We start from the raw sequence: 24,306 nt of genomic DNA, 5'->3' as shown, positions 1-24,306 counted from the left end.
AGCACGCCCGTCAGCTGTACCAAACCGATGGTCGCGGGCGTCGGCAACAGTTCTTACAACAGTACCGGTGTCCGGATGCCATCTGATGGCATAGCGCACTCCATGGTTTCTGCGAGGTGCCCGGCGAATGAAGTAGATCGACAAAGAGGGGGACGTGCGATCTAAAAATACGGCGACTGATGTGCTGGCCCTCGGCCTGACTTCGCCCTCATTCTGAGTCCCGAGTGACGTGGGCGGACTCAGTTCACGGATTCTTGAAGCGGTCCGAGCGTCTTGAGGGTCAGCCGAGACAATCTGAAGATTGGGCAGGCTGGTCGGGCTCCATGATCCATCCGTATGAAAGTTCAGCCGTACGAGCTCGTCCAACCTATCGCGAACCTCACGAGCTCGCGAGGCGCGGCACCTGCTGCTCTCACTCTTCAATGGAGCATTGGGTAAGGCACGGATCGTGGCGAGCCTTCGCCCGAAGCCGCCGCAAAGCGGACCTCGCCAACTTGTCGTAGCGCTGTCGCGATCCTTCCCCGTCAGGGAGTCTGTTGATACGGATCGGCCTTGCCGCGCAGCACCTGGATAGGTCCAAAGATCTGCCAGAGATGGTCCTGGCGCCTCCACGGCGTCGCATCCTCTATCTTCAGAATGATGGGTGACTGAACTATTCACGGTGCGCTATTCATCCGTCTTCTGCGGGTCGTGTGAAGTTGACGTGTTGGTGACCAAGGAGCAGCTCAGTTGGAGGTGCGCTGTTGCCGCGCCGGAGCGCGGCTAACGTGCCAGCTGTATCGAGCGCAGACCATAGATCGGCGGCAGTCCACTCTCATCTACAGCGATTGAGAGCAGGTTCTTCCTACCTGGTGGCGTCAGGCGTGGCGAAAGTGAGTTCCATCTCGGCTGCCAGGATCTCGGGGAAGCGCGTCAACATGGCCTTCGTGTAACTTTGCTCGAAGTGGGCGTCCAGATCAGCGCGAGAGCGCCAAGTCTCGTAGAGAATCCAAGTGGCCAGATCGTCATTGTCGCGGTGCAGGACGTATCCCATGCAGCCCTCTTCTTTCAGCGTTGGCTCTATCAACGCCCTCAGACCATCACCCAGTTCTTGGGCGTATTCCGGCTTTGCCTTCAAGCGTGCAATCAGAGTAAGTGTCGTATTCATCTGCTATATCTCGTTGTGATTAGGGCCGGATCAAATTCCAGCCACGGACATCTTGATGTTGTGGCCACCATCGACGGTGATGGTCTGACCCGTTACGTATGAGGCACGATCGGAGGCAAGCCACAGCATTGCATCTGCGATCTCATCAGGCTGACCAATGCGCGTGAGTGGCACATTCGCTTCATAGAAGGGACTCATGTCGCGCCCCTGTGTAAAGCGATCGGACATTTCAGTCTTGATGAAGCCGGGCGCCACGCAGTTCACTCGAATGCCTTCTGCGCCAAGCTCAACCGCCAGTGCCCGCGTAAGGGATTCGGAGCCACCCTTAGTAGCCGAGTAGACAGGTAGGAGGGCGCCACCCTGCCGTCCCCACAGCGAGGAAACGGTAATGATTGCGCCACCTGGTCGGCGGAGATGGGGGATGGCGTACTTGGCACTGAGGAGTGTGCCGCGCAGATTCGTGTCGAGCACCGCGTCGATGTCTTCGATGCTGAGGTCTGCGAGCGGCAAGACATGGGGGGGCTCAATGCCCGCGTTTGTGACTAGGACGTCAATGCCGCCGAAGCGCTCGGCCGCTCCGTCCACGAATGCCCGGACCTGCTGCGCGTCCTGTACGTCGGTAGTCATGAACCACGCTTTCCCTCCGGCCCGCTCGATCTCCCTGGCGACTTCTGCGCCTCGGTCCTCGCGGCGCCCGGAGGCAGCGACATTCGCTCCAAGACGAGCAAATGCGAGCGCTGCGGTGTATCCGATACCAGATGTCGCACCCGTAATAACAACTGTCTTGTTCATTGACCTTTCCTCTACTCGATTTGACGGGCGTGGGATTGCCCGCTGATGTGGAGCACAAGGTATTTCTGATGAAGGCAAGGATCATCCGTCGCGCCGGACAATGGGTATGAACTCTACGTTCAGAGCGCCTGTCATCGTTGAAGAACAGCACGGATAGCCAATCGTGGTCGCAACTTCACGACATTGATCGAAACGACGAACGAGCGCGCCAAAAGCGCGCTGGCCCAAAGTAGGCCGCGCGCGCTCTGGGCTGGTGACTCGGGCGACCGTCTTCTTTCTCGCCATCTGAGGAGCTATCTGCATGAATACCAAGGCGTACGCAGCCCAATCACCTACATCGCCATTGACGCCGTTTGGCATCGAGCGTCGGGTGCCCGGAGATCGAGATGTCTCAATAGAGATCCTCTACTGCGGTGTTTGTCACTCTGACCTGCACGCTGCGCGCGGAGAGTGGCCAGGGCAGCGCTATCCAATCGTTCCGGGCCATGAGATCGTGGGTCGCGTCACTGCTGTCGGCTCAGCTGTAGCGAAGTATCACGTCGGCGACATTGTCGGAGTCGGATGCATGGTGGACAGTGATAGAACCTGTCCATCTTGCTTGGCTGGACTTGAACAGTACTGCGTGAGCGGATTCACCGGGACCTACGGGGGCCATCCATCGGGACTGGGGGAGAACACCTTTGGTGGTTACTCCGCTGGAATTGTGGTGGACGAGTACTTCGTACTTCGCGTAACTCACGCTCAGTCAGAACTGCGAGCTGTCGCGCCACTTCTATGCGCGGGCATCACTATGTGGTCGCCTCTCAGGCACTGGCATGCCGGCCGTGGAAAGAAAGTCGGCATCGTCGGCATTGGTGGGCTAGGGCACATGGGCGTGAAACTGGCTGCGGCGCTGGGGGCTCACGTGGTGGCGTTCACTTCATCTGAGTCAAAGCGAATCGATGCCTTGTCACTTGGCGCGGATGAGGTCGTACTGTCACGCAACGCGGATGAGATGAAGGCACATGAACGTAGCTTCGACCTCATTATCGACACCGTCGCGGCATCGCACGACCTCGATCCATTCCTCTCGCTGCTCAAACTTGACGGGACACACGTCCTGACGGGCGTTCCAGAGCATCCCCATCCGTCACCATCAGTCTTCCCGCTCATCATTGGGCGCCGAAGCCTGGCTGGGTCCGCGATCGGTGGGATAGCCGAGACGCAGGAGATGCTTGACTTCTGTGCAAAGAACAACATCGTGGCTGAGATCGAAGAGATCGCTATGGCCGAAATTGAGAACGCCTTCTCTCGCATGCAGAGCGGTGACATCAAGTACAGATTCGTGATTGATATGGCCACGATCTGACTGCTGCGCTAATCGGGCCAACGGGAAAGGCCTATGCGCGTGCACTCAGTTGAGGCGGCCGAATGGGGAGCTTTCGCACCCGCTTGCCTGTTGCTGCAAACACGGCGTTCACCACAGCGGGTCCGATTGTCACCGTACTAACCTCGCCGACTCCACCAGGGTCCTCCTGGCTTGGCACGACATGAACGTCCTGCTCGGGTGCCTCGTTCATCCGCATGATGCGATACGTATCGAAGTTGCCCTGCTCGATGCGGCCGTCTCGTATGGTGATGTCACCGAACAAGACGGCCGATAGACCGAACACTGTCCCACCTTCCATCTGAGCTACCACGGTGTCGGGAGAAATGGCCAAACCGCAGTCAATGACGGACGTCACTCGATCCACGTGGACCGTGCCGTTTTCCGCTACCGTAACCTCCGCAACTTGCGCACCGTAAGACCCAAAGCAGTAGGTCAATGCGACACCGAGCCCTTTACCGGCCGCCAGCTCCCGACCCCATCCAGATCGTGCAGCCACCTCGTCTAGCACCCGTATGGCGCGGGGGTGGTGGCTCAGCATGCGCTTCCGATATGCGATAGGGTCAACATCTGCAGCAAACGCTAGTTCGTCCATGAAGCATTCAACAGGGAACGCATTCTGCATGTGGCCGACCCCGCGCCAGAATCCAGTCACGATTCCCTCCGCTGGCTCCTGGCGAACATAATCCACGAGGACGTTTGGGAAGGCGTAAGGTCCGGAGGCATCACGAATTGCATCTCCATCAAGGTTGTTCTGGAATCTTGCAGGCGCCCAACGGGCTAGCACGCTTGAACCAGTGACACGATGCCTCCACGCGGTCGGAAGCCCATCTGTGTCAAGTGAAGCGGAGAGCCTGTTGTAGTGGGAGGGTCGGAAGGTACCCGAGCGCGTATCTTCCTCCCGTGACCAGACCACCTTTACGGGCCATTGAGTCTGGCATGCGATGCGCACTGCTTGTGCCACATAATCCACATCCAGTCTTCGGCCAAAACCACCGCCCAGCAGGTGGTTATGGACGATGATCGACTCTGAATCGAGCCCGGTAATCTCGGCGGCAACGGATTGCGCTCTAGAGGGAACCTGTGTCCCAAGCCAAAGCTCGCAACTATCCTGCCGAACATGGACCGTGCAATTAACCGGCTCCATGCAAGCGTGAGCGAGCAATGGCTGCTCGTAGATTGCGCTGACAAGCTTGGCATTCGGCGCTGCCATGGCTTCGTCAACACCGCCCTCGTTGCGTGACACCGCGCCAACGCCATCGATGGATGCGGCGCTGAGTTCTTCCGTCAAGCGCTCGCTGGAGTAGTCGGGTCTTGGGCCCTCGTCCCAATCTATGCGCAACGCTGCGATGCCCTTGCGAGCCGCATGATAGTGGTCTGCGATAACAGCAACGGCGCTATCCAGACTTACCACCTGTAGCACGCCGGGAGTTGCAAGAGCTTCGTCCTCAACGACATGCCTAACGCGGCCCCCAATCAACGGACTGCTGAGGATCGCGGCAGTCTTGACGCCCTCAGGGCGTGCGTCGATGCCAAAGCGCGCCGTCCCATTGACCTTCTCGGCGCCATCGAGCCTGTGGATGGGGAGCCCAATGCGGCGAAACTCGGCAGGGCTCTTGATGGTGACGTCCGCGGGGACTGGCAGCAGCGCCGCCCCTCCGGCGAGCGCCCCGTAAGCGGCAGTTCTACCTGATAGACGATGGATGACACGCCCATCCCGTGCATGACACTCATCTGACGCGACACCCCAATTCTTGGCAGCGGCCTGCACGAGCATCATCCGCGCTGCCGCACCGGCCCGCCTCAGAGGCACCCAGTGAGCTCGAATGGAAGTTGAGCCACCAGTGTTCTGGAACCCGGACATGGGGTTGGCATACAGGCGATCGCTTGCCGGCGCGTGCTCCAGACGCATCTGCAGTGGGTCCACCTCAAGCTCCTCGGCTACGAGCAAGGGCAACGCGGTATAGGTTCCCTGGCCCATCTCCACGCGCGGGACAATGAGGGTTATTACGCCGTCCGAGTCAATTCGAATATGGGCGTCAGGCTCAAACGTGACGCCCTCTCCTGCCAGCACACCAGGCAAAGGTAGGGCGAGGCTGAGTAACAGCCCACCACCTGCAGCGGCACTAACGCGAAGAAACTCGCGACGTGTCAGGAGATTCTTGTCACGGCCATTGTCGCTCTTGCGTGACATCGGTCGGTTAGTGCGCATATCAAGACCCTCATAGAAGAATCAAGAACTGCATTGGAAATATGCGCCGCGCAGACGCAAGCTCATCGAGCTGATAAGTATCAACCAGGAGAGTTCCAGTTTGCAGCACGCATGAACTCAAGAAAGGCGCGTAGCTTGCCGGGCATAAGCGTACGAGACGGGTAGTAAAGATAGAACGTCTCTGTTGCGGGGGAAAACCGTTCAAGCACTGGTACCAACGCGCCAGAGCTCAACTCGTCAGCGGCGAACTGTTCGAAGACGTAGGCGAAGCCACAACCAAGTTTTGCCGCGCGAACCGCTGAGCGCTGCTCATCAAAAACGAGGCGACCGTGGACATCAACTGTCAGCGACTGCTTTCTGTGCTGAAACACCCACTCGAAGAATCGTCCTTTGCCGGCGAGCCTTTGGCGAATGCAGCTGTAATTGAGAAGCTCCTGTGGAGACTGGGGTACTGAATGCGCAGCCAAGTACTCCGGGGACGCAACTACTAGTCGACGCTGAACGGGTCCAAGAGGCACAGCGACCATGTCTCTCTGCAACGCATGGCCCAGTCTTATTCCGGCATCGAATCCATTGGCAACAATGTCACTGAGAGAGTTATCCAACGAAACCTCAAGATTGATCTGAGGATAGCGCTCGAGAAAGTTCTCCAGGTGTGGCTCGATCAGCGACGCGTAAGCGACATAGGACGTGTTGATGCGCAAGGAGCCGAGAGGCTGTGTAAAGGTTCCGCCAACGTGGGTCAGCGACTGCCGCATCTGCTCAAGTGCCGGGCCTAGCGTGCTTAGAAGCAGCGCACCTGGCTCACTGAGGGCGACGCTCCGCGTTGTTCGATGAAAAAGTCTAACACCCATCTGCGCCTCGAGCTGCTTGACCGTCTTCGAGATGGCGGTAGGCGTGACTTCCAGCTCAGCAGCAGCACGCGAGAAATTGAGGTGACGTGCCACCGCTTCAAAGGCAATAAGCGAGGGTAGGTGCACCGGTACCGGGGCGACCTGTGGGGCAGAGGGGGCGGCATTACTTCGTTTCTGAACCATGAGTTGATAGTACGTCAACAATCCAGTGGATTCTCGACATGGTTGCCAACTCCTAGTCTCTCCATCGCGGCGCTGTGCCGCCAATCAATGAGACCGAGGAATTACGCCATGTCCCCTGACCAGATCCCCGCCAAGAATACTAACAGCCCCTTCGCGTCCATGAAGGGTCACCACATTGCCGTTCGTGTGCCCGACTTCGAAGCAGCCAAGCGCTGGTACGTCGAGAAGCTCGACTTCCGCGTCATCCGTGAGTGGCCGTACGCCGATCAGAAGCTTGCTTACGTGGCGCCGGCCACTGACGACAGCTTCTTTGTCGAGCTGCTGGGGGATGGCAACCCCCATCCGGTGCCGAAGCCCGTCTACACGGACCTGGGCGACAGCCTGCGGCTGGCCGGCTACCACCACTTCTGCATCAACGTCGACAGCATCGACGACACGGTTTCTGAGCTCCGCCGTCGCGGCGTGACGATTGTTACCGAGCCGTTCGAGCTGCCCGTCATCAACCGTCGCTTGGCCTTCCTGGCAGACCCGTGGGGCAACCTGATCGAGCTTGCCCAGGTTATCGGCTAAGCATCAACAGTCATTGGAGAAAATAGCATGTCCACATATCTCCTCATCGGTGCGGGCCCCGGCATCGGGCTCGCCACCGCCCGCCGGTTCGCTGAGCAGGGCTACAGCGTAGTGCTAGCCGCGCGAAATACCGAGCGTCTTCAGCAGTTTGTCGCACAGCTTCAGCGCGAAGGCCATGAGGCCGCCGCTGAGCGCGTCGATGCATCGAACCCGACAGCCGTTGCCGCCCTCGTGCAGCGTATTGGAAGCGATCTGTCGGTCATCCACTACAACGCCGGCATCCTGCACTACAACAGCCTTGGTGAGCTGCAGACTCGTCCGCTGGAGTCGGAGTCGGTCGATTCGATCATTTCCGACACACATATCAACCTCGTGAGCGCGATGACAGCAGCTAGGGCCGCAGTGCCCCTGTTGGCCGGACGTACCGGTGTGTCGATTCTGTTCACAGGCGGCGGCTTTGGCATTCAGCCAACCGGCGACTTCCTGACCCTCAGTGTTGGTAAGGCGGGCATTCGTGCCACCACGCTGGCGCTGTTCGAGCCACTTCGCCAGAAAGGCATCCATGTCGGCACCGTCACGGTCAGCCGCCTGGTAAGTCCGGACTCAACCGAAGCACTAGACGTGGCCAATGCTTTCTGGGAGCTGCACACGCAGCCGCAGGGAGCCTGGGTGCCCGAGATCGTCTACAGCTAATCGTTAAGAACTTGGAGAAATAGCAATGCGCACTTGGTTCATTACAGGCGCCTCACGTGGCTTCGGAGCGTTGATTGCGGCGCAGGCCCTTGCGGCAGGTGACGCCGTGGTTGCCACGGCACGAGATCCGTCGACTATCCCGGAAGCAGTGCTTCAACACCCCAACGGGCTCGCCGTAGCCCTCGATGTCACCAGTGAAAGCCAGGCTCGGGACGCGGTTCGTGCCGCGGTGTCGCGATTCGGACGCATCGACATACTGGTTAACAACGCGGGCTTCGGTGTCATCGGTGGCATCGAAGAGACGAGTGCTTCAGAGGTCGAGGCACTGTTTGCGACGAATGTGTTCGGGCTCCTGAACGTCACGCGTGCGACGCTTCCGTACATGCGTGCGCAGCGATCCGGCCACGTGATCAACTTTTCGTCCATTGGCGGTTATGCGTCGGCGGCAGGCTTTGGAGTCTACTGCGCGACGAAGTTCGCTGTGGAAGGAATCAGTGAAGCTCTCAGCGTCGAGCTCGCACCTCTTGGAATCCACGCCACGGTTGTTGAGCCGGGATACTTCCGAACCAGCTTCCTGAGCGACAAATCCGTTGTCAGCACCGCATCGCGGATCGATGACTACGCTGAGACCGTCGGCGCGGTAAGGCTGTTTGCGCAAGCCGCGGATGGTCAACAGCCAGGTGACCCTGAGCTGCTGGCGCAGGCGGTGATGCGTCTGGTCGACGCAAGCCAACCCCCGCGTAGGCTGCCGTTGGGTGCGGATACTGTGCAACGGATCGAGCAGAAGCATCGCGAAGTCGAGGCCGAGCTTGCACAGTGGCGCGAGGTCGCCTTGTCGACGGGGTTTGTGCCCGCGATTGCGCACTAATTGACAAGATCGCTTCGCAATTCCGGAATATAGCTCGCAACTTCAGGCGAGCAGAACGCCGGACGGGCCGCTACTTTTGGGCCCAGCTAGGGAGTCCAAGCCATGCGCTATACGCTGAAAGTAAACGGGTCCCGTTACGACGCAGATGTCGAGTCTGATACGCCGCTGCTTTGGGTGCTGCGTGATGTGAATGGTCTAACCGGTACAAAGTTTGGGTGCGGCATCGCGATGTGCGGTGCCTGCACCGTCCACGTTGATGGGCTTGCGCGTCGCTCCTGCGTTACGCCGGTGTCGGCCATTGGGACTAGCGAAGTTCGAACTATTGAGGGGCTTCACGCGACCGCGGTGGGGCAAGCACTTCAGCAGGCATGGATTGAACTGGACGTAGTGCAGTGCGGCTACTGCCAGTCTGGCCAACTCATGTCTGCGGCCGCTCTTCTCGAGGCCAATCCGGAACCTAATGACTCTGACATTGATGCGGTCATGTCAGGGAATCTGTGCCGGTGTGGAACTTACGGGCGAATTCGCGCGGGAGTACATCTTGCGGCGAAGAAACTGAAAACATCAGGAGCGAGGAAGAAGACTGCAGCGGAGGCGACATGAGCTCGCCGCGATCAATCCCAGAAAGTCCGGTCGCGCCATTAACCAGGCGCGCATTCTTGGCAACCGCAGCCGTCACCGGCGGTGCGATGCTGCTGGGATTTCCACTCCGTACGCCAGCACAACAGGCTCCCGCGCCTACACCGCTTGCATACATCCGCATTGACCCGACTGGAAAGATCACTTTGATCCTTCCGTACGTGGAGATGGGTCAGGGTGCATACACCTCCCAGGCGCAGATCCTCGCTGAGGAGCTTGAGGTTGATCCCTCAAGGGTCGTGCTTGAGGCCGCTCCTCCGCAAGAACCTATGTATGCAAGCCCGCTATTTGGAGGTCAGATCACGGGCGGATCTGGATCCTTGCGAGGCTCATGGATGACCATGCGCTCGGCAGGGGCTGCGGCCCGAATGATGTTAGTGAGTGCCGCAGCCAAGCGTTGGAAAGTCAGGTCGTCGAGCTGTTTAGCTGCTGACGGAAGAGTCGTCCACAAGCCGTCTGGCCGTACCCTCGGCTATGGTGAGCTCGCGGCGGAGGCTGCTGCTTTGCCTGTTCCGCACTCGCCGACACTGAAGAGGCGGGATGCGTACAGGACAGTCGGCACCCCGCAAAGGCGGCTGGATACCCCGACAAAGATTAACGGCCAAGCGATCTTCGGCATTGATGTCCGTCCGAAAGGACTCAAGTATGCGGCCGTCTCTGCATCGCCGGTGTTAGGCGGAAAGGTATCTGTCGTCGACTCAACAAAAACCATGCAGATTCCTGGTGTTAGGCAAGTAGTCCAGATCGAGGATGCTGTTGCCGTTGTCGCGGATAACACATGGGCGGCCCGAAAGGGCCTTGCCGCACTCAGAGTGACGTGGGATGACGGGGCCGGATCGACTGTAAGCACAAAGCAACTCGTCGAAGCGGCAGATCAGGCGCTGGCAAAGCAGGGGATCGTCTCCACGAGCACCGGCGATATCCAGAAAGCGGAGGCCAGTGCTGCAGAGAGTATCGAGGCAATTTATCGGCTTCCTATGCTGGCTCACGCGGCCATGGAGCCCTTGAACTGCACGGTTCACCTCGCCGAGGATCGCTGTGATGTATGGCTTGGTAGTCAGATCCTAGCTCGAGCTCATCAGACCGCGGCCGAAGCTTGTGGCCTGCCGCCAGAGCGGGTGGCCATGCACAATCAGTTCCTAGGCGGAGGATTCGGTCGCCGGCTGGAGGTGGACTATGTCGCACAAGCCGTTCGATTCGCGAAGCAGATTGAGGGTCCGGTGCAGGTTCTCTGGAGTCGCGAAGAGGATATGCAGCACGACTACTACCGCTATCACAACCACAGCCACGTAAAGGTGGGAGTCGATGCAGACGGACGTCCCATAAGTTGGCGTCACCGCCTTGTGGGTCCTAACATCATGGCGCGGTTCCTGCCGGTCTACCAGAAAGATGGTGTTGATCTGGACGTGGTCGACTGCGCGAGCGGGCCTTACGACATCGACAACGTACATGTTGAGTTCGTGCGGAACGAGGCGCCTCCCGGCCTGAATACCGGGAACTGGCGAGGTGTCGGCCCATCTCGGAATGTGTACATTGTTGAGAGCGTCATTGAGGACTTGGCACGCCGCGCCGGGCGCGATTCCGTGTCATACCGCGTCAAGCTCATGAAAGGTGCGCCTCGCGCCCGTGCGGTGCTGCAGACGCTGTCGGAGCGATCGCTTTGGTCGAGCCAGGCTCAGCAACCACCTGCTGGCCAAGGACGCCGTGGAAAGGGGCTAGCCGTCTTCCATGCCTTCGGTAGCCATTTGGCGATGGCGGCACAGGTTCTTGTTTCACCATCAGGTTCAGTACGTGTCGAACGCGTGGATTGCGTTGTGGACACAGGCTTGGCTGTGAACCCAGACATCGTGCGGGCCCAGCTCGAGGGGGGAATCAACTTCGGGATATCGGCGGTCTTGTACGGACGCATCACAGTCGAGGGTGGTCGAGTCCAGCAAGCAAACTTCGATACCTACCCAATTCTGAGGATGCATGAAGCACCCTTGATTGAAGTTCACATCATGCCCAGCGATGAAGAGCCTGGGGGTGTTGGAGAGCCGGGTACTTCAGGCATCTTTGCTGCGGTAGCCAATGCTGTATTCGATGCGACGGGCGTGCGCGTTCGAACGCTGCCTATCGACCCTCAGGAGCTCAAGCAGGGGGAAGCATGAACGTGCATCCAATGTATCGACTCCTGGGGGCGGGCCTGCTTCTCGGCCTGCTGGTAGCTTGCGTCTTCGATCTCGCCCCGTCCGTGGGTGACTCCACAGAGTCTAAGGTTGTGGCGGCAGAGGCACTGCGAGATCCCACCGAGTTCAAAGGAATCAAGGACAGGACGCAGAGGTCAGAGAGTCTTTTCACTGAAGCCGCACGCGTGCTGCAAAGCCCACGCTGTATGAACTGCCATCCTGTGTCCAGGTTTCCGACTCAAGGTGATGACATGCATCCGCACGTTCCTCTGATTCACGCGGGTGCCGCGGGACATGGTGTGGCCGGGCTGGAGTGCTCAGCGTGTCACCAGAAAGACAACGTAAACACCTTCTCTGTACCCATCGCATCGATACCCGGAAACAGCCATTGGGCCTTGGCCCCCCAGTCGATGGCGTGGCAGGGGCTCTCAATTGGTCAGATCTGCGAGCAGCTGAAGGATCCCAAGCGCAATGGCGGGCGGACGCTCGCTCAGATCCACAAGCATATGGAAGAGGATTCACTTGTCGGCTGGGCATGGAACCCTGGTGCGGGCCGCAAGCCAGCACCCGGTACCCAGGAGACCTTTGCCGACTTGGTCAAAGCTTGGATAGACACAGGCGCTGCCTGCCCTCGGGGATAGGCATTCAGGGCTGTCGTCGGAACCGAGTAGGCGTGGTACCCGTATGGCGCCGAAATCTCGAGCAGAACGCTGAAGGAGATCGATAGCCGACGGAAAGAGCGATGTCCGTGATGCTCATCGACGTGCTGGCAAGCAGGTCGCATGCTTTCTCCATACGTCGAGCCTGCAGCCAGTTGCCTGGCGTATCTCCAGAACTCCAGCGGAAGGCTGTGCAGAAATGCCAGCGACTGAGCTTGAGGAGGCTGGAGACTTCCGTAAGACACAATGGCTGATCCAACCTTTGGATCATATAGGTCGTCACCCGTTGCATCTGCCAAGGGGCAAGGCCGCGGGAGATATCGCACGTACCCTGGGTTAGCAGGGTCTCTGCGTGGAGCGCTTCAAGCGCACGCAGTAACTCGGGCCGATACCTAGAGCCGGCATCCGAGCTTCGCGATGCAAGAATCTCAAGAAGCCTAGCCGACATGACGCGAAGCTGCGCGACGAGCCTCGCCGTACTCGCTTCTTGTCGCAACGGATTCATTCCTGCATCGGGATCCAGCTCCCCCTAAGTGCGTTTACCCGCAATCTAGTGAAGGGTGGAGGGCCCATAATCTACTTAAAGGTTAAAGAGGCTTGAACCAGCAGTTCGTAGTCGCAGGCCCCTAACCAAAGGGGCCTGCCGTGCTGTTCTCGTGTGCGTGGGTGGTCGCGTCAATCAGATGTTGTATCCACCTGCAACTTCAATGGATTGTGCATTCACCCAGGCGGCGTCGTCGGACAGCAGCGTTGCAATGACTTTTGCGACGTCCTCAGGCTCCCCGACGCGGCCGAGCGCGGTCTGGGATGCCAGCATTGCCTCAAAGTCTGGGGTTAGTCCGCCACCCAACTCCGTGCGGATAGCGCCAGGCGACACCGAGTTGACCCGAATGCCACGCTCGCTGAATTCCTTGGCCATGTAGCGACTCAGTACTTCTAACCCACCCTTGAATGCCGCGTACGGTGCTACGCCTGCGAAGGCCACCCGTGTAGTCGTGCTGGTGAGATTGACGATCGACGAGCCATGCCCGAGCAGTGGGAGCAGGGCCTGAGTGAGGAAGAACGGACCCTTGAGATGTACGTTGAACAGGCCGTCGAACTGCGACTCGTCGACAGTCTCGATAGGATTGAACAGCCCGTGGCCTGCATTGTTGACCAGGCCTGCAAGCTTGTCCTGCCGCCAGACGGTATGCAGGGTCTCTCTGACCGAGGACGCGAACGTGCCGAAGCTTCGCGAGTCGCTCACATCCAATGGCAGGGCTACCGCTTTGCCGCCGTCAGCGACGATACGGACCACCACGGATTCTGCGGCGGCTGGGTTCTGGTTGTAGGTCAGGATAACGCCCATGCCCCGACGAGCAGCGGCGATAGCGGTGGCGGCTCCAATACCCCGGCTACCACCCGTAATGACTGCGACTTTCATGGCTTTGAACTCCTTTCTGAGGGTGTGCTCAGATTAGAAGTCGGCCTGGGCCGAGGCTTGCCGGAAGCTGGCGCGCGCCTGCCTGATCCTGCTCTTGAGGGTTGCTCGAAAGGTCCCCTCGTAGTCTCATGTGGCCTATGGAATTGGCCTTGCAAGAACTCAGGCGCCTCACCCGAGGTGCCCAAAACCGCCGGACGGAGACTGGCATTCCTCGCGTGGCGATGGTTCAAGGAGAGATCCCGGAACACGCGCTGGCAGCGCTTTACGATCCGATGATCAATCTGATCTCGCAGGGCGGTAAGTCGATGACCGTAGGTGATCGGACCCTGCACTACAATCCGGCGACCTATTTCGTCATGACCGTAGATCTCCCAGCGGTTGGCCAGGTGCATGCGGCGGCAGACGGATCACCCTATCTGGCTGTTAGCTTGACGCTGGATCCTGAAACCATTGGTGGACTTCTGCAGGATCTGCCTGTGCCTTCGACGGAAGTAGGCGCACGTGCTGATACAGTGTCTTTCTGCGTGGCTTCCATGACGTCGGACATGATGGACGCGTGGGTGCGGATGCTTGGGCTCATGGAGCGGCCAGCCGATATCCCGGCCTTAGCTCCAGTGTATGAGCGCGAAATTATGTATCGCGCACTTCAGGGTCCCCATGGTGGGGTGTTGAGAGCCGTGGCTACTCCTGATTCAACGCTAGCGAGACTACGCAGGGCGATTCAATGCATACGTGAGAACTATGCGCAGCCATTGAGAATCGCTGCGCTCGCCGACCGTGCGGCGATGAGCGAGTCGGCGTTTCATCGGAACTTCAAGGCGGCAACTGCTTTGAGTCCCCTTCAGTACCAGAAACAACTACGCCTGCTGCAGGCGCGCCAACTGCTTACGGCGCACGGCAGGAGTGTCACTGCCGTTGCGCTGGATGTAGGTTACGAAAGCGCAACTCAGTTCAGTCGTGAGTATGCACGCGCATTCGGTCTGCCCCCTTCTCAGGATGCCGCACGGATCATGCAGGCGTTCCGCGGAGTACCTGCCTGAGAGCCTGCTCCGGGTCACGAAAGCAGGATTGGGCAGATCTTCGCCACAATTAGAGCGGCAGAAGGCGTGGCAGCTCTGCACGCTGGAGGCGCATACACCTCAGGAGCCGCCCATGCCCGCAAACTCCAAAGTTCCCGCACTTGAAGTGACCACGTTCAAGCTTAGGCAGGGACTAAAACTCAAAGACTTCATCTCCGCGAATGCCGATGTCGATTCTTGGCTCATTCGCCAGCCAGGCTTTCGGACACGATACATGTCACAGCGAGACGATGGCACCGTGGTGGACGTGATTTGTTGGGACAGCGTGGCTGAGGGCACTCGAGCCATCCATCGGCTTCTAGATGAGCTTGCGGACTCTCCAGTGCACGACTGCATCGATCAGCGGACCGTAAAGTGGTCGATCGGACCCATTAGTCACTCAACCTCAGCCAAAGACGCTTAAGCCCAATCGCCTAGTTGAAGAGGCATGTGCGGACTCGGAGCAGTAGCACTCTCGACGAGATCAACGCTCCAAGCTATGCACTCTTGGTTCAAAGTACATAAACGATTCAGAAGATTCACTCAGTAATTCGCCGTGACTACCTTGTGCGTCAACCGCTGCATTCCGCCGCGGCCCACTTTCAGGAGTTCACGCCATGTCTCTACTCAAGCCTTTTGCGCTTCTGCTCGCGCTTGCCGCTGTTGTCGCCCCTCCCGCTGTAGCCCAAGAGACCACCTCGGCCCCCGTCCGTGTTGTTGTGCCTGCCAAGAACACTTCCAGCCCCTTTGCGTCGATGAAGGGCCATCATGTCGCTGTGCGCGTTCCGGACTACGAGGCCGCGCGCCGCTGGTACGTCGAGAAGCTGGACTTCCGCGTTGTACATGAATGGCCGTATTCAGCCCAGCGACTTGCCTACATTGCTCCGCCGAACGACGACAACTTCTTCATTGAAATCCTCGGCGACGGCAACCCCAGCCCCATCGAGAAGCCCACCTACAAGGATCTGGGTGACAGTCTTCGCCAGGCTGGCTACCACCATTTCTGCCTCAATGTCGAAGACATCGATGCAACGGTCGAGGAGCTGCGTAGCCGCGGTGTAACCATCGTCACCGAACCCTTCGAACTGCCGGTGGTGGGCCGTAAGCTCGCCTTCATTGCTGATCCTTGGGGAAATCTGATTGAGCTCGCCGAAGTGCTGTGAAGCATCGACGAAACTCTCACCGACGCGATACGCATCACTGGTGCCAGCCCCATCGGGCTGGCGCTCAACTGCCGGAAGACTCCGCAGGAGTTCCGGGACAATGCGCCAATCGGACTAGAGGGATGCAGGCCAATGTCTGCTTCTGGCCGATAGCCGACGTGCAGCTTGGGATGTCCGCTTCCGACCCGAAGCGGACGTCCCTACGCGGTCTGTCCGTCAGCGGTTCGGTAGAAGCGGCGCTTCTTGCGGCGGCGGTCCACGACGCACCACGTCGCTCTGCATCGTCGCCAGCACGCGCAGCAGGCGGTTTTGCGTCGTGCGCGGCAGCTCACGCTCGTCCATCGCCCACATCAGATCCTCGACCAGTGCATTGAAGTCGGCTTCGCCAACGGTCACGTGCTTGTGGGCCTCGGCCATCGGCTTGCCGGCATAGGCGCAGGGACCGCCGGACTGCACGCACAGGAATTCCACCAACCGGTCGTTGAGGTGGATGATGTCCACGTCGGCGAAATGATGGGCGATGCGCGGATCGTCGGACACGCGGAACAGCAGCGTCTCCACCAGCGCCTCGATGCCGCTTCGCTGCCCCAGTGCGCGGTACAGGGAGTCGTCGCGCGGCGGCGTGGAGGCGCAGCCGGCCACCGTCATCAGGCCCACCAGCAGCAACACCGTGACCAGGCGTTGGATCGTCATGTCAGAAGCTCCACTGCACGGACACGTAGGCGCCGTGCTGGTCGTCCAGCGTGGCGATGCTGCCCAGGTCCGCCCAGGCGCCGACCACGGCGACATGCTTGTTGGGGAACCACGCGATGAATACGTCGCGCCAGTCGTCCTCGCGGGCGAAACCCAGGTTGTCGGGCTTCTGGCGATACTCCACGCCGACCGCCAGACGCGGATCCAGCAGCACGGCCGCTGAGCCTTCCCACACCCACTGGCGGTCCGCACGCCGGTCGCCGCCGAAGCCGAGGAGGCCCGTCTGGTTGGCGCTGGTCGAGCGCAGGGTGGCATTGAGCAGCAACTGGTAGCCGCCGGCGGCATCGAGGAACAGCTTGCTGGCGCTGACGTAGCCATCGGTGCCGTGAGCATCGCGCGCCCCCACCGCCAGCGGCAGTGCGCCGTCGCGCAGGCGCTTGTGCTGCACGCCTACGCTGACCTGCGGCAGGTAGCTGTAGACCAGATCGCCGGCCAGCCGCACCTTCATGCCGTAGATGTCCTGTTCCAACGCATTCCAGGGCAGCGCGAGCTGTCGCTGCAGTTCGCCCAGGTCGAAGGACTGCCGCGCGAACGAAAGTTCCACCCGGTTCCGGAAGGTGTACGACGCACCGTAGGCGTCCAGCGCATAGTCGCCGGTATCCACGCGTGTGTAGAAGGCGGTACCGCCATGCTGCGTGTCGGTGCCATAACCGGACAACACCGCCCAGGGCACGATGCCGCCCCCCGCCGCGCCCTCGATCTGGGTAGCGCCGCTGGTGGCCAATAGGCGCCCCTGACCGGCGAAAGCGGGCAGCGCCAGGAGCAGCGCGGCCAGCGAACAGGCCAGCGGCAGGGCACGGAGGGAAGGGGTCATGGGTCGGTTTCCAGCGTGAGGTCGTCGGCGGGCACCGCGGCTTGTCGGCGACGGCACCAGTCCAGCAGATCGGCGCTACCGAGTGGCGCGCTGAACAGATAGCCCTGCACCATGTCGCAGCGGTAGTGGCGCAGCAGGGCCAGCGCGCGGTCGTTCTCCACACCCTCGGCGATCACCGACAGGCCCATGTTGTGACCCAGCTCGATGGTGGAACGCACGATCACCGCATCGTCGCTGCCTTCTTCCAACTGCATGACGAAGCTCTTGTCGATCTTCAACTCATCCACTGGCATACGTTTGAGCTGCGCCAGCGAGGAATAGCCGGTGCCGAAGTCGTCGATCGCCAGTCGCACGCCACATGCTTTAAGCCGGTGCAGCATGCGCAGCGCGTACTCGATGTCCTGCATCAGCGCGCTTTCGGTGACTTCCAGGATCATCCTTTCCGCACGCACACCATGTATCGCGAGCCGCTCTTCAATGTAGTCCGGAAGATCCGCATCCAGCAGGTCCATCGCCGACAGGTTGACCGCCAGCCCCAGGTCCAGGCCTGCGGCGCGCCACGCGGCATTGAAGGCCATGGCCTGGTCCAGCACGAAGCGCGTCAGCTCGTGGATGAAGCCCGATCGCTCCGCCAGGGGAATGAATTCATCCGGCGCCACCGGCCCGAGCACCGGATGGCGCCAGCGGACCAGTGCCTCCACGTGCTGCACATGCACGCTGGCCGCGTCGAGCTTGGGCTGGAACTTCAGCTCCAACTGCCCACGCACGATCGCCTGGCGCAGGTCCGTCATCAGCTGCAGCTGCCGCAGGTGCGATTCATCGCGGCCCGGCTGGTAGACCGCGATGCCGCCGTGCGCGGCCTTGGCGTCGTACAGCGCGATATCGGCGCGGCGCAGCAGCGTGTCAGGATCGTCGCCATGCTGCGGATGGCAGGCCAGGCCGAAGCTGCCTTCGACACCCACCCGAGTGCTGGACAGGTCCAGCGGCTGCTTCAACGCATGCCACAGGGCCTGCGCCTGCGCACGCGCGGCCTCGCAGGACAACCCCGGCAGCATCACCATGAATTCATCGCCCCCCAGGCGCGCCACCAGTTGCGTGTCATCCAGTGTGCCACGCAGTCGCCGCGCCACTTCGCGCAGCACCTGGTCGCCGAATGCATGGCCCAGGGTGTCGTTGATTTCCTTGAAGCGGTTCACGTCCATCACCAGGACGGCCACGTCGCCGCCCGCATCGATCGCCGCCTGCAGGCGGTCGTAGGCATGGCGGCGGTTGGGGAGTCCGGTCAGTCCATCGTGATGCGCCTGGTACAGGATGCGCTCTTCACGTGCGGCGATGTCGGCCTGCATGCGCCCGAGCGCGCCGGCCAACTCCACGATCTCGCGGCTGCCGCCGGAGGCTGGTGCCTGCGAGTAATCGCCGGCCTGTATGCGCTGTGCCGCCTGCGCCAGCCGCGACACCGGCAGGCTGATGCCGCGACCCAGCGCCACGGCCACGCCGACGGACAGCAGGGTCGCCAGCCCGGACAGCAGCAGGATGCGCGAACGCAGCGTGCGGTACGGCGCCAGTGCTCGGTCGTACGAATCCAGCAATATCAGTCGCGCGTCGTCGCCGGGGGTAAGCGGATGCGAATCGGATAGGTAGTGGTCGCCGCCCACCGCGAGCTCGCGCACGTGGTCGCCGCCCGGCGCCCAGACGTTGGCGAACATTGCGCGCTGGTCGGCGGGCAGGGTAGCGGCATGCACACGCGTGCCGGAACCGGTGTGGGTGACGAAGGCGGCTTCCAGACCGGTCAGGCTTCGATACTGCTGCGCGACCGCGTCGTCGTAACGGCGGCCGACGACCAGCCAGCCGACCCGCTCTGGCGCCAGCACCGGTAGCATCACTACTAGGTACAGCGCATTCCCCACCACCACCGTCTGCAGTGCCACGCCCTCCTGCGCCGCCTGTTGCGTGATGCCCGCCAGCACGTCCGCCGCCGGTGCAGCCATGCCGTCGGCGCTGGCCTGCCAGCGGCCATCGCGGTCCAGCAGCCACGCCAGGTCGGCGCCGATGCGCGTGCCGTGGTTGCCCAGCGCCGAACGCAGCGTTGGCGCGTCACCGCTTGCTACGGCCGCGCGGAAGCCGAAGTCGTCCGCCAGCACCGAAGCCGAAGCCAGCAGCTGTTCCGAACGATTCTGCTGGAACTGTTCCCATACGCGTTGACCCACGCTCAGCTCCTGCTCCAGCCGCGACGACACGGCGCGCTGGGTGGCCACCGTCACTACGGCGAACGTGGCCAGCTGCGCGGCTGCCACCACGCCAATCATCATCGCGATCACGCGGGTCTGGAAACGGCGCGGTTTCAAGGCGTAGCGCCCTTCGTCTGACGGAATTTCTGCTGTAGCGCGCGCAGGCGATCGTTGCCACGTACGTCCTCCCTGGCGGGCGCCAGGGACACTTGCAATGTCGCGGAGGCGCCCGCCGCCGGAACGATCAGCGTACGCTCAAGTGGCGCACCATCGCCGCGCACATGCCATACGCGCAGCGTGTAGCGGCCGGGAGGCACGTCCAGCGTCAGGTGGCCGTCGGCGGTGGTCTTGCCGAAATGGGGTGTGTCGAGCACCACGATGTGGCCAATCATCCAGTCGTGGATGTTGCAGCCGACCACCACCACACCGGCCCTGTCGAAGCGGATCGGCGTGGCTTTGTTGCCCGAGTACAGCGGAATCTCGAACTGCCGCGGCTGCGAGAAGGAATAGACGTGATGCTGGATATTGTCGCGGTTGGGAAAGGCCACCACCGTGCCGACCTGGACGGGCAACACGGCGGGCATGAAGGCCGAGTGCTGTTGGTCCATGCGCGCGGTGGCCGCGCGGGTGGTCACGGGCACGGCGCCGTGGAGGCTGACCACGGCATCGGCCACCGGCCCACTCCCGCTGCCCACCGCGAGGCGAACCTCCGCAGCATCGACACACGTTGCCAAGCCCAGGGCTAGCAGCCCCCAAAACCACACCCTCGGTACGCGAAGCCGCCCCTCCATGCCATCCCCCTGTCTGACGGAAGTTTTGCAAGCAAATCCCGTGCCACGTGCCTCCGCGCTTGAGTGGACACCTGCGTTTGAGGTGGCTGCCGCGCATGCTGCCGTCGTGCACTTTCTGGGCAGAAACTGACGTTACGCGTAATCGTCGGCGACGGATGCACGAGCTCGTCGCGGGCCGGCCTGGCCGATGAGGGGCGCGTGGAAGGGACAGCGCTTCTCTCTATCTCCGTATCGGCTAAGGGAGCCTTGAGCTGGCCCACGAAGGCCTGACGTTGTCGCGCGTCATGAGATGCAGCGTGTCGACGGCGACCGCACCGGGCAACTGAACTTCAAAGCACGCAATCGCCCGGGAGGTATGCACGCACCGCAGGCGCATGGGTGAGACCGGCGGCGCGTGTCCTGGCAAGCTTCGCCCGCGCTGCATCGCCTGCCAGGGCGTGCACTCGTGCCCGTGCCACCCAATATGCCGGATAGCGTTCTACCAGCGCGGGATCGAGCGCATCCAGCATCGACATGGCGCGACTGGTCTGTCCGCTTTCAGCCTGGGCAACGGCGTCATTGACGAGGACGCCGTTAGGCCAATGGGCGCACAACGCCTTGTGGATGGCGGCGATCACTGTCCAGGGCTTCGGTTGGCCAAGACGACGCGCGCAGTGTGCCGACTGGATCGCCGCCTCGATCTAGGATCGACAAGAAAATACTGCGCCAGCAGACCGCACAGGCCACGACAACAGCGTGGGACTGCGGTTCATATGTTCAGCTCAGGCCGGGCCACTCCATTGAGGTACTCTTGCGGTCGCAAACCGGTTACCGAGCGGAATGCGCGCGTGAAGTGACTCTGATCGAAGTATCCAAGATCCGTAGCGATGGTCGCCAACGGAATGCCACCGGTTCGAAGGAGGCGTTTGGCCTCGTGGACGCGTCGCCAGCGGACATACTGCATGGTGCTCATGCCCGTCTCCGCGCGGAATGCACGAGCGAAGTGAAACCTGCTCATGTGCGATGCCCTCGCGATGGCTTCCAGAGACATAGGGTCGCGGAAGCGGGCCTCTATGTAGATCACCGCCAGCATCACGCAACGGAACCTCGACCTGGCTCGCCGAGACAGCACGGGCTCCTGCCGTATCAAGCGTGATTCACCGGAAGACTCGCGCATCCGCAGGCGGTTCCTCGTGGGCGGGTGGGGAACATCGGCGCGTGTGCGGTGCGCGTATGGGGAGATCGACACGGCCATGGACGCGATGCTACCAATGGCCACCCGCGGATTTCTGGTCACTGCATCGGCGCACGAGTAACGCGTGATGCAAGCCTGGGCTACGCAAGCGCGCCGGCATCGGCGGTCAGCGACGCGCCGGTGATCACGCTTGCCTGAGGGCTCGCAAGGAAGGCGACCGCGTACGCGATCTCTTCAGGCCGCGCGAAGCGGCCGAGCGAGGTCATGCCGCGCTGGAAATCCCCTGCCGGGCCATCCGCTGGATTGGCGTCCGTATCGGTAGAACCGGGATTCACCAGGTTCACGGTAATGCCCTTCGGACCGAGTTCGCGCGACAGGCCGCGTGTGAAGGCGACCAGGGCTGCTTTCGTCATCGCGTAGGCGGTCACGCCGGGAAAAGGAACGCGCTCGGACAAGCCGGAGCCGATCGTGATGATGCGCCCACCCTCGCCCAGGTGCGGTATGACGGCTTTGGAGAACAGTACCGGTCCGCGCACGTTCGTATCCATGAGGTGCTGGTATTCGGCCAGGTCAAGCGTCTCGATGGTGCCGTTGTGTGCGATGGCCGCACTGTTCACGAGAATGTCCAGCCCGCCCAGGAAGGCGATCGCCTCGTTCACCGCACGCGTGATCGCCTCCGGCTCGGCACTGTCGGCATGAAGGGCAAGCCCACGCCGCCCCGTGCCTAGGATAGCGGTGACCACGGTGTGGGCCTTTTTAGTCGAGTTCCGGTAGGTGAACGCAACGTCCGCGCCGGCGTCCGCCAGCGCCGTGGCGATGGCGGCACCGATACCTCGCGAGCCGCCGGTGACGAGTGCGCGCTTTCCAATGAGGCTGGTCATGTCGATCCTGTAGACGAGAGGGGCCGGGGGTGCGCCGCGCGACACGTGCGCTTGGCATCGCACTGGCCACGAACAGTATCTCGACCATGCAGGCGTCCGGCACTGTCTCTTCATGCCGCAAGCCGCTCGAAGTTGCTATGCAGCCCGTGTGTGTGGCGACGGTGGCGCGGGGCGCGGCGTTCTCACGCCAGACTCAGCCGCGCCTGTCCCTGCGCCAGGTCGCAGGCGTCGTGCCGGTGAGTTTCCGGAACGTGCGCCCCAAGTGCACGCCGTCCGCAAAGCCGGTGGCCTCGGCCACGCGCTCCAGCGAATCGTTCGTCGTCAGCAACAGGCTTTGGGCGCGCTGGATCCTGCTACGGAGCTGCCATTGGTAGGGCGCCAGCCCCGTCGAGGCTTTGAACGCCCGGCTGAAGTGGTACGGCGACAACCCGGCGTGTGCGGCCAGCGTGGCCAGATCGACCCGCAGCGGCATTCGTGCCTCAAGATAGGCGACGACGCGTCGCAGCTGCGCGGGCGAGAGTTTCGAAGGCCCTTGCGCGGCGTCGCGGCTGCGGGCGAAGAATCGGGCGGCAAACGCCGTGATCAACCCCTCGCCGTAGAGCAGGTCGCCGGGATCCTGATCGGAGACGGCGTCTCCGATGAGCCGCATCAACGTGGCCAGCGTCTCGTCCGAGAAACGGAGATCCGGGACGGAAGCGACGTGCGTATTCTCGATATGGCAGCGCTCGGCGAGCGCATTGGCGTCGAACGAAAGGCGTACGTCCCGCGCATGGCGGATGTCCTCGCTGAACCCCCAGATATCCATGCCGGCGGGGACGAAATTCAACTGATTCGGTTTGTACTCGATCGCGCAAGCCGTCGCGCGCTTTAACCTGGGCTCCGAACGATACGCGCCCACTTCCTCCAGGATCATACCGATGCGTGCGCTCGCCTGATGGGGCACCTCATACATCACGCGGCCGGCGCAGGTGAAGTCCGTCAGGCTTGCCGTCACACCGCACCAGTGGCGACTCACGCTGTGGACGCTGACCAGGTTATCCGGCATCGCTGGGACGTTCTGCATGGGAAGGAACTCGTGCGATCTGTCTTGAAGGCCCGCATCGCGCCTGCGCGGCCAAGGCGCTTTACTCAGGCACCACGGCGCAACGGGGCGTTGGGCGACGCAGCGGATGATGAGGCGGCACTTCGCTCCCTGTGGCGTGATGCTTTCTGGCGGTTACCGCACTGGGCCATGCTGCACCAGCGGCGCTTGTGCGACTTGGTGCGGTCGTAGAACCACAGGATGCAGTCCGGATGCTCGCACTGCCGGACCAGGGCGAAGTCGCCGTCCACCAGCAGGTGCGCCGCGGCCTCCGCCACCGGACCGAGCCATGATGCGACTACGTCCGTCCGGGTGACGCGCCGCATCGCCAATGCGCCCGCCGCATCGCGCTGCAGGCGCGGCGAGGTCACGTACGCGTCGAGGTGCGCGTTGAGCGCGTCCACCTCGATCGGATTGCCGGCCTTGCGGGCGGCGACCGCATGGCGCACCGCGATCCGCAGGTCGCGGCCGCGTTGCAGCAGATCCGGGGGCGCCGGCCCCTCTGCAGACACGACGCCCTGCCGTACGAGCCAACGGCGCACGTCCTCTGCACTCGTCCAGTGATCGATCGCTTGCCCTTGGTTGACCGCCTCGGTGTTCAACAGATCCAGCGCCAAGTGGTCTCCGACCTGCGACGCGTCAGGCGTTCCGCCTTGGGCGGAATCGTTTTCGTTGGCCATGAAGGAATAACCGTTAAAAATCATGTTGACAGGTTACCACGGCGGGGGCACACTTGGCGTCAAGTAACCTTTAAAGATTGATATTAAAGGTTACTCCTTTCATCCTTGA

Annotated in this window: 23 protein-coding genes; 8 read left to right on the top strand and 15 right to left on the bottom strand. The window is 61.5% G+C overall.

Annotated features, from left to right (window positions below):
• Positions 1-844 precede the first annotated feature (844 nt).
• Positions 845-1,147, bottom strand: a complete 303-nt coding sequence (locus AC23D6_RS18865; protein ID WP_487750731.1) for a putative quinol monooxygenase — start codon at positions 1,145-1,147, stop codon at positions 845-847.
• Between the two features lie 30 nt (positions 1,148-1,177).
• Complete coding sequence (locus AC23D6_RS18860; RefSeq protein ID WP_487750730.1) at positions 1,178-1,939, bottom strand: SDR family NAD(P)-dependent oxidoreductase; 762 nt, start codon at positions 1,937-1,939, stop codon at positions 1,178-1,180.
• A gap of 301 nt (positions 1,940-2,240) precedes the next feature.
• Here AC23D6_RS18860 and AC23D6_RS18855 point away from each other — a divergent pair, with 301 nt between their 5' ends.
• Positions 2,241-3,287 carry an NAD(P)-dependent alcohol dehydrogenase gene (locus AC23D6_RS18855; RefSeq protein WP_487750729.1) on the top strand — a complete coding sequence of 349 codons (1,047 nt, stop codon included), beginning with the start codon at positions 2,241-2,243 and terminating at the stop codon, positions 3,285-3,287.
• A 31-nt stretch (positions 3,288-3,318) separates the two neighbouring features.
• Here the strand turns inward: AC23D6_RS18855 and AC23D6_RS18850 are convergent, their stop codons facing one another.
• Both AC23D6_RS18850 and AC23D6_RS18845 read right to left on the bottom strand, forming a co-directional pair.
• Positions 3,319-5,499 (bottom strand): xanthine dehydrogenase family protein molybdopterin-binding subunit, encoded by a 2,181-nt coding sequence (locus AC23D6_RS18850; RefSeq protein WP_487750728.1) that lies wholly within the window; start codon positions 5,497-5,499, stop codon positions 3,319-3,321.
• A 98-nt stretch (positions 5,500-5,597) separates the two neighbouring features.
• The gene (locus AC23D6_RS18845) at positions 5,598-6,572 is read right to left on the bottom strand and encodes a LysR family transcriptional regulator (RefSeq protein WP_487750727.1); all 975 of its coding nucleotides are present in this window, start codon (positions 6,570-6,572) and stop codon (positions 5,598-5,600) included.
• A gap of 90 nt (positions 6,573-6,662) precedes the next feature.
• Between AC23D6_RS18845 and AC23D6_RS18840 the strand changes: the two genes are divergently transcribed.
• The 5 genes from AC23D6_RS18840 to AC23D6_RS18820 all read left to right on the top strand — a co-directional run bounded on the left by AC23D6_RS18840 (position 6,663) and on the right by AC23D6_RS18820 (position 11,474).
• A complete protein-coding gene (locus AC23D6_RS18840) occupies positions 6,663-7,124 on the top strand; it encodes a VOC family protein (RefSeq protein ID WP_487750726.1) in 462 nt (153 codons plus the stop codon).
• A gap of 27 nt (positions 7,125-7,151) precedes the next feature.
• Complete coding sequence (locus AC23D6_RS18835; protein WP_487750725.1) at positions 7,152-7,817, top strand: SDR family oxidoreductase; 666 nt, start codon at positions 7,152-7,154, stop codon at positions 7,815-7,817.
• Between the two features lie 25 nt (positions 7,818-7,842).
• Positions 7,843-8,685 (top strand): oxidoreductase, encoded by an 843-nt coding sequence (locus tag AC23D6_RS18830; RefSeq protein WP_487750724.1) that lies wholly within the window; start codon positions 7,843-7,845, stop codon positions 8,683-8,685.
• A gap of 102 nt (positions 8,686-8,787) precedes the next feature.
• Complete coding sequence (locus AC23D6_RS18825; RefSeq protein ID WP_487750723.1) at positions 8,788-9,288, top strand: (2Fe-2S)-binding protein; 501 nt, start codon at positions 8,788-8,790, stop codon at positions 9,286-9,288.
• The gene (locus AC23D6_RS18820; RefSeq protein WP_487750722.1) at positions 9,285-11,474 is read left to right on the top strand and encodes a xanthine dehydrogenase family protein molybdopterin-binding subunit; all 2,190 of its coding nucleotides are present in this window, start codon (positions 9,285-9,287) and stop codon (positions 11,472-11,474) included. The genes AC23D6_RS18825 and AC23D6_RS18820 overlap by 4 nt, the downstream gene beginning before the upstream one ends.
• Positions 11,475-12,137: 663 nt before the next feature.
• Here AC23D6_RS18820 and AC23D6_RS18815 read toward each other — a convergent pair.
• Together AC23D6_RS18815 and AC23D6_RS18810 are read right to left on the bottom strand one after the other, a co-directional pair.
• Complete coding sequence (locus AC23D6_RS18815) at positions 12,138-12,422, bottom strand: helix-turn-helix transcriptional regulator (RefSeq protein ID WP_487752684.1); 285 nt, start codon at positions 12,420-12,422, stop codon at positions 12,138-12,140.
• Between the two features lie 408 nt (positions 12,423-12,830).
• Positions 12,831-13,574 (bottom strand): SDR family NAD(P)-dependent oxidoreductase, encoded by a 744-nt coding sequence (locus AC23D6_RS18810; RefSeq protein ID WP_487750721.1) that lies wholly within the window; start codon positions 13,572-13,574, stop codon positions 12,831-12,833.
• Positions 13,575-13,795: 221 nt separating this feature from the next.
• Here AC23D6_RS18810 and AC23D6_RS18805 point away from each other — a divergent pair, with 221 nt between their 5' ends.
• Both AC23D6_RS18805 and AC23D6_RS18800 read left to right on the top strand, forming a co-directional pair.
• Positions 13,796-14,614 carry an AraC family transcriptional regulator gene (locus AC23D6_RS18805; protein ID WP_487752683.1) on the top strand — a complete coding sequence of 273 codons (819 nt, stop codon included), beginning with the start codon at positions 13,796-13,798 and terminating at the stop codon, positions 14,612-14,614.
• Between the two features lie 635 nt (positions 14,615-15,249).
• The gene (locus AC23D6_RS18800; RefSeq protein WP_487750720.1) at positions 15,250-15,795 is read left to right on the top strand and encodes a VOC family protein; all 546 of its coding nucleotides are present in this window, start codon (positions 15,250-15,252) and stop codon (positions 15,793-15,795) included.
• Between the two features lie 216 nt (positions 15,796-16,011).
• On the opposite strand, the gene AC23D6_RS18795 is transcribed toward AC23D6_RS18800, so the two are convergent.
• From AC23D6_RS18795 to AC23D6_RS18755, 9 genes are all read right to left on the bottom strand, one after another.
• The gene (locus tag AC23D6_RS18795) at positions 16,012-16,488 is read right to left on the bottom strand and encodes a group I truncated hemoglobin (RefSeq protein WP_487750719.1); all 477 of its coding nucleotides are present in this window, start codon (positions 16,486-16,488) and stop codon (positions 16,012-16,014) included.
• 1 nt (position 16,489) lies between these two features.
• Positions 16,490-17,362 (bottom strand): DUF3034 family protein, encoded by an 873-nt coding sequence (locus AC23D6_RS18790; protein ID WP_487750718.1) that lies wholly within the window; start codon positions 17,360-17,362, stop codon positions 16,490-16,492.
• Positions 17,359-19,707, bottom strand: coding sequence for a putative bifunctional diguanylate cyclase/phosphodiesterase (locus AC23D6_RS18785; protein WP_487750717.1), 2,349 nt, complete (start codon positions 19,705-19,707; stop codon positions 17,359-17,361). The genes AC23D6_RS18790 and AC23D6_RS18785 overlap by 4 nt, the downstream gene beginning before the upstream one ends.
• A complete protein-coding gene (locus AC23D6_RS18780) occupies positions 19,704-20,381 on the bottom strand; it encodes a methylamine utilization protein (protein WP_487750716.1) in 678 nt (225 codons plus the stop codon). The genes AC23D6_RS18785 and AC23D6_RS18780 overlap by 4 nt, the downstream gene beginning before the upstream one ends.
• A gap of 329 nt (positions 20,382-20,710) precedes the next feature.
• Positions 20,711-20,998 carry a hypothetical protein gene (locus AC23D6_RS18775; protein ID WP_487750715.1) on the bottom strand — a complete coding sequence of 96 codons (288 nt, stop codon included), beginning with the start codon at positions 20,996-20,998 and terminating at the stop codon, positions 20,711-20,713.
• Between the two features lie 131 nt (positions 20,999-21,129).
• Entirely contained in the window at positions 21,130-21,453 is a 324-nt protein-coding gene (locus AC23D6_RS18770) for a helix-turn-helix transcriptional regulator (protein WP_487750714.1), read from the bottom strand.
• 242 nt (positions 21,454-21,695) lie between these two features.
• A complete protein-coding gene (locus AC23D6_RS18765) occupies positions 21,696-22,436 on the bottom strand; it encodes an SDR family NAD(P)-dependent oxidoreductase (protein WP_487750713.1) in 741 nt (246 codons plus the stop codon).
• Positions 22,437-22,629: 193 nt separating this feature from the next.
• Entirely contained in the window at positions 22,630-23,499 is an 870-nt protein-coding gene (locus AC23D6_RS18760; RefSeq protein WP_487750712.1) for a helix-turn-helix domain-containing protein, read from the bottom strand.
• 65 nt (positions 23,500-23,564) lie between these two features.
• Complete coding sequence (locus tag AC23D6_RS18755) at positions 23,565-24,197, bottom strand: CGNR zinc finger domain-containing protein (protein ID WP_487750711.1); 633 nt, start codon at positions 24,195-24,197, stop codon at positions 23,565-23,567.
• Positions 24,198-24,306 lie beyond the last annotated feature (109 nt).

The organism is Pseudoxanthomonas sp. G3 (assembly GCF_057654715.1).
This window is presented reverse-complemented; position numbering and strand designations above follow the sequence as displayed.

Excerpts from the sequence above, each read along its gene's own strand:
- AC23D6_RS18790 (WP_487750718.1), bottom strand. The coding sequence starts at position 17,362 with ATGACCCCTTCCCTCCGTGCCCTGCCGCTGGCCTGTTCGCTGGCCGCG.
- AC23D6_RS18860 (WP_487750730.1), bottom strand. The coding sequence starts at position 1,939 with ATGAACAAGACAGTTGTTATTACGGGTGCGACATCTGGTATCGGATAC.
- AC23D6_RS18765 (WP_487750713.1), bottom strand. The coding sequence starts at position 22,436 with ATGACCAGCCTCATTGGAAAGCGCGCACTCGTCACCGGCGGCTCGCGA.
- AC23D6_RS18840 (WP_487750726.1), top strand. The coding sequence starts at position 6,663 with ATGTCCCCTGACCAGATCCCCGCCAAGAATACTAACAGCCCCTTCGCG.
- AC23D6_RS18830 (WP_487750724.1), top strand. The coding sequence starts at position 7,843 with ATGCGCACTTGGTTCATTACAGGCGCCTCACGTGGCTTCGGAGCGTTG.
- AC23D6_RS18825 (WP_487750723.1), top strand. The coding sequence starts at position 8,788 with ATGCGCTATACGCTGAAAGTAAACGGGTCCCGTTACGACGCAGATGTC.
- AC23D6_RS18755 (WP_487750711.1), bottom strand. The coding sequence starts at position 24,197 with ATGGCCAACGAAAACGATTCCGCCCAAGGCGGAACGCCTGACGCGTCG.
- AC23D6_RS18760 (WP_487750712.1), bottom strand. The coding sequence starts at position 23,499 with ATGCAGAACGTCCCAGCGATGCCGGATAACCTGGTCAGCGTCCACAGC.
- AC23D6_RS18780 (WP_487750716.1), bottom strand. The coding sequence starts at position 20,381 with ATGGAGGGGCGGCTTCGCGTACCGAGGGTGTGGTTTTGGGGGCTGCTA.
- AC23D6_RS18850 (WP_487750728.1), bottom strand. The coding sequence starts at position 5,499 with ATGTCACGCAAGAGCGACAATGGCCGTGACAAGAATCTCCTGACACGT.
- AC23D6_RS18835 (WP_487750725.1), top strand. The coding sequence starts at position 7,152 with ATGTCCACATATCTCCTCATCGGTGCGGGCCCCGGCATCGGGCTCGCC.
- AC23D6_RS18820 (WP_487750722.1), top strand. The coding sequence starts at position 9,285 with ATGAGCTCGCCGCGATCAATCCCAGAAAGTCCGGTCGCGCCATTAACC.
- AC23D6_RS18865 (WP_487750731.1), bottom strand. The coding sequence starts at position 1,147 with ATGAATACGACACTTACTCTGATTGCACGCTTGAAGGCAAAGCCGGAA.
- AC23D6_RS18810 (WP_487750721.1), bottom strand. The coding sequence starts at position 13,574 with ATGAAAGTCGCAGTCATTACGGGTGGTAGCCGGGGTATTGGAGCCGCC.
- AC23D6_RS18855 (WP_487750729.1), top strand. The coding sequence starts at position 2,241 with ATGAATACCAAGGCGTACGCAGCCCAATCACCTACATCGCCATTGACG.
- AC23D6_RS18800 (WP_487750720.1), top strand. The coding sequence starts at position 15,250 with ATGTCTCTACTCAAGCCTTTTGCGCTTCTGCTCGCGCTTGCCGCTGTT.
- AC23D6_RS18805 (WP_487752683.1), top strand. The coding sequence starts at position 13,796 with ATGGTTCAAGGAGAGATCCCGGAACACGCGCTGGCAGCGCTTTACGAT.
- AC23D6_RS18815 (WP_487752684.1), bottom strand. The coding sequence starts at position 12,422 with ATGATCCAAAGGTTGGATCAGCCATTGTGTCTTACGGAAGTCTCCAGC.
- AC23D6_RS18795 (WP_487750719.1), bottom strand. The coding sequence starts at position 16,488 with ATGACGATCCAACGCCTGGTCACGGTGTTGCTGCTGGTGGGCCTGATG.
- AC23D6_RS18770 (WP_487750714.1), bottom strand. The coding sequence starts at position 21,453 with ATGCTGGCGGTGATCTACATAGAGGCCCGCTTCCGCGACCCTATGTCT.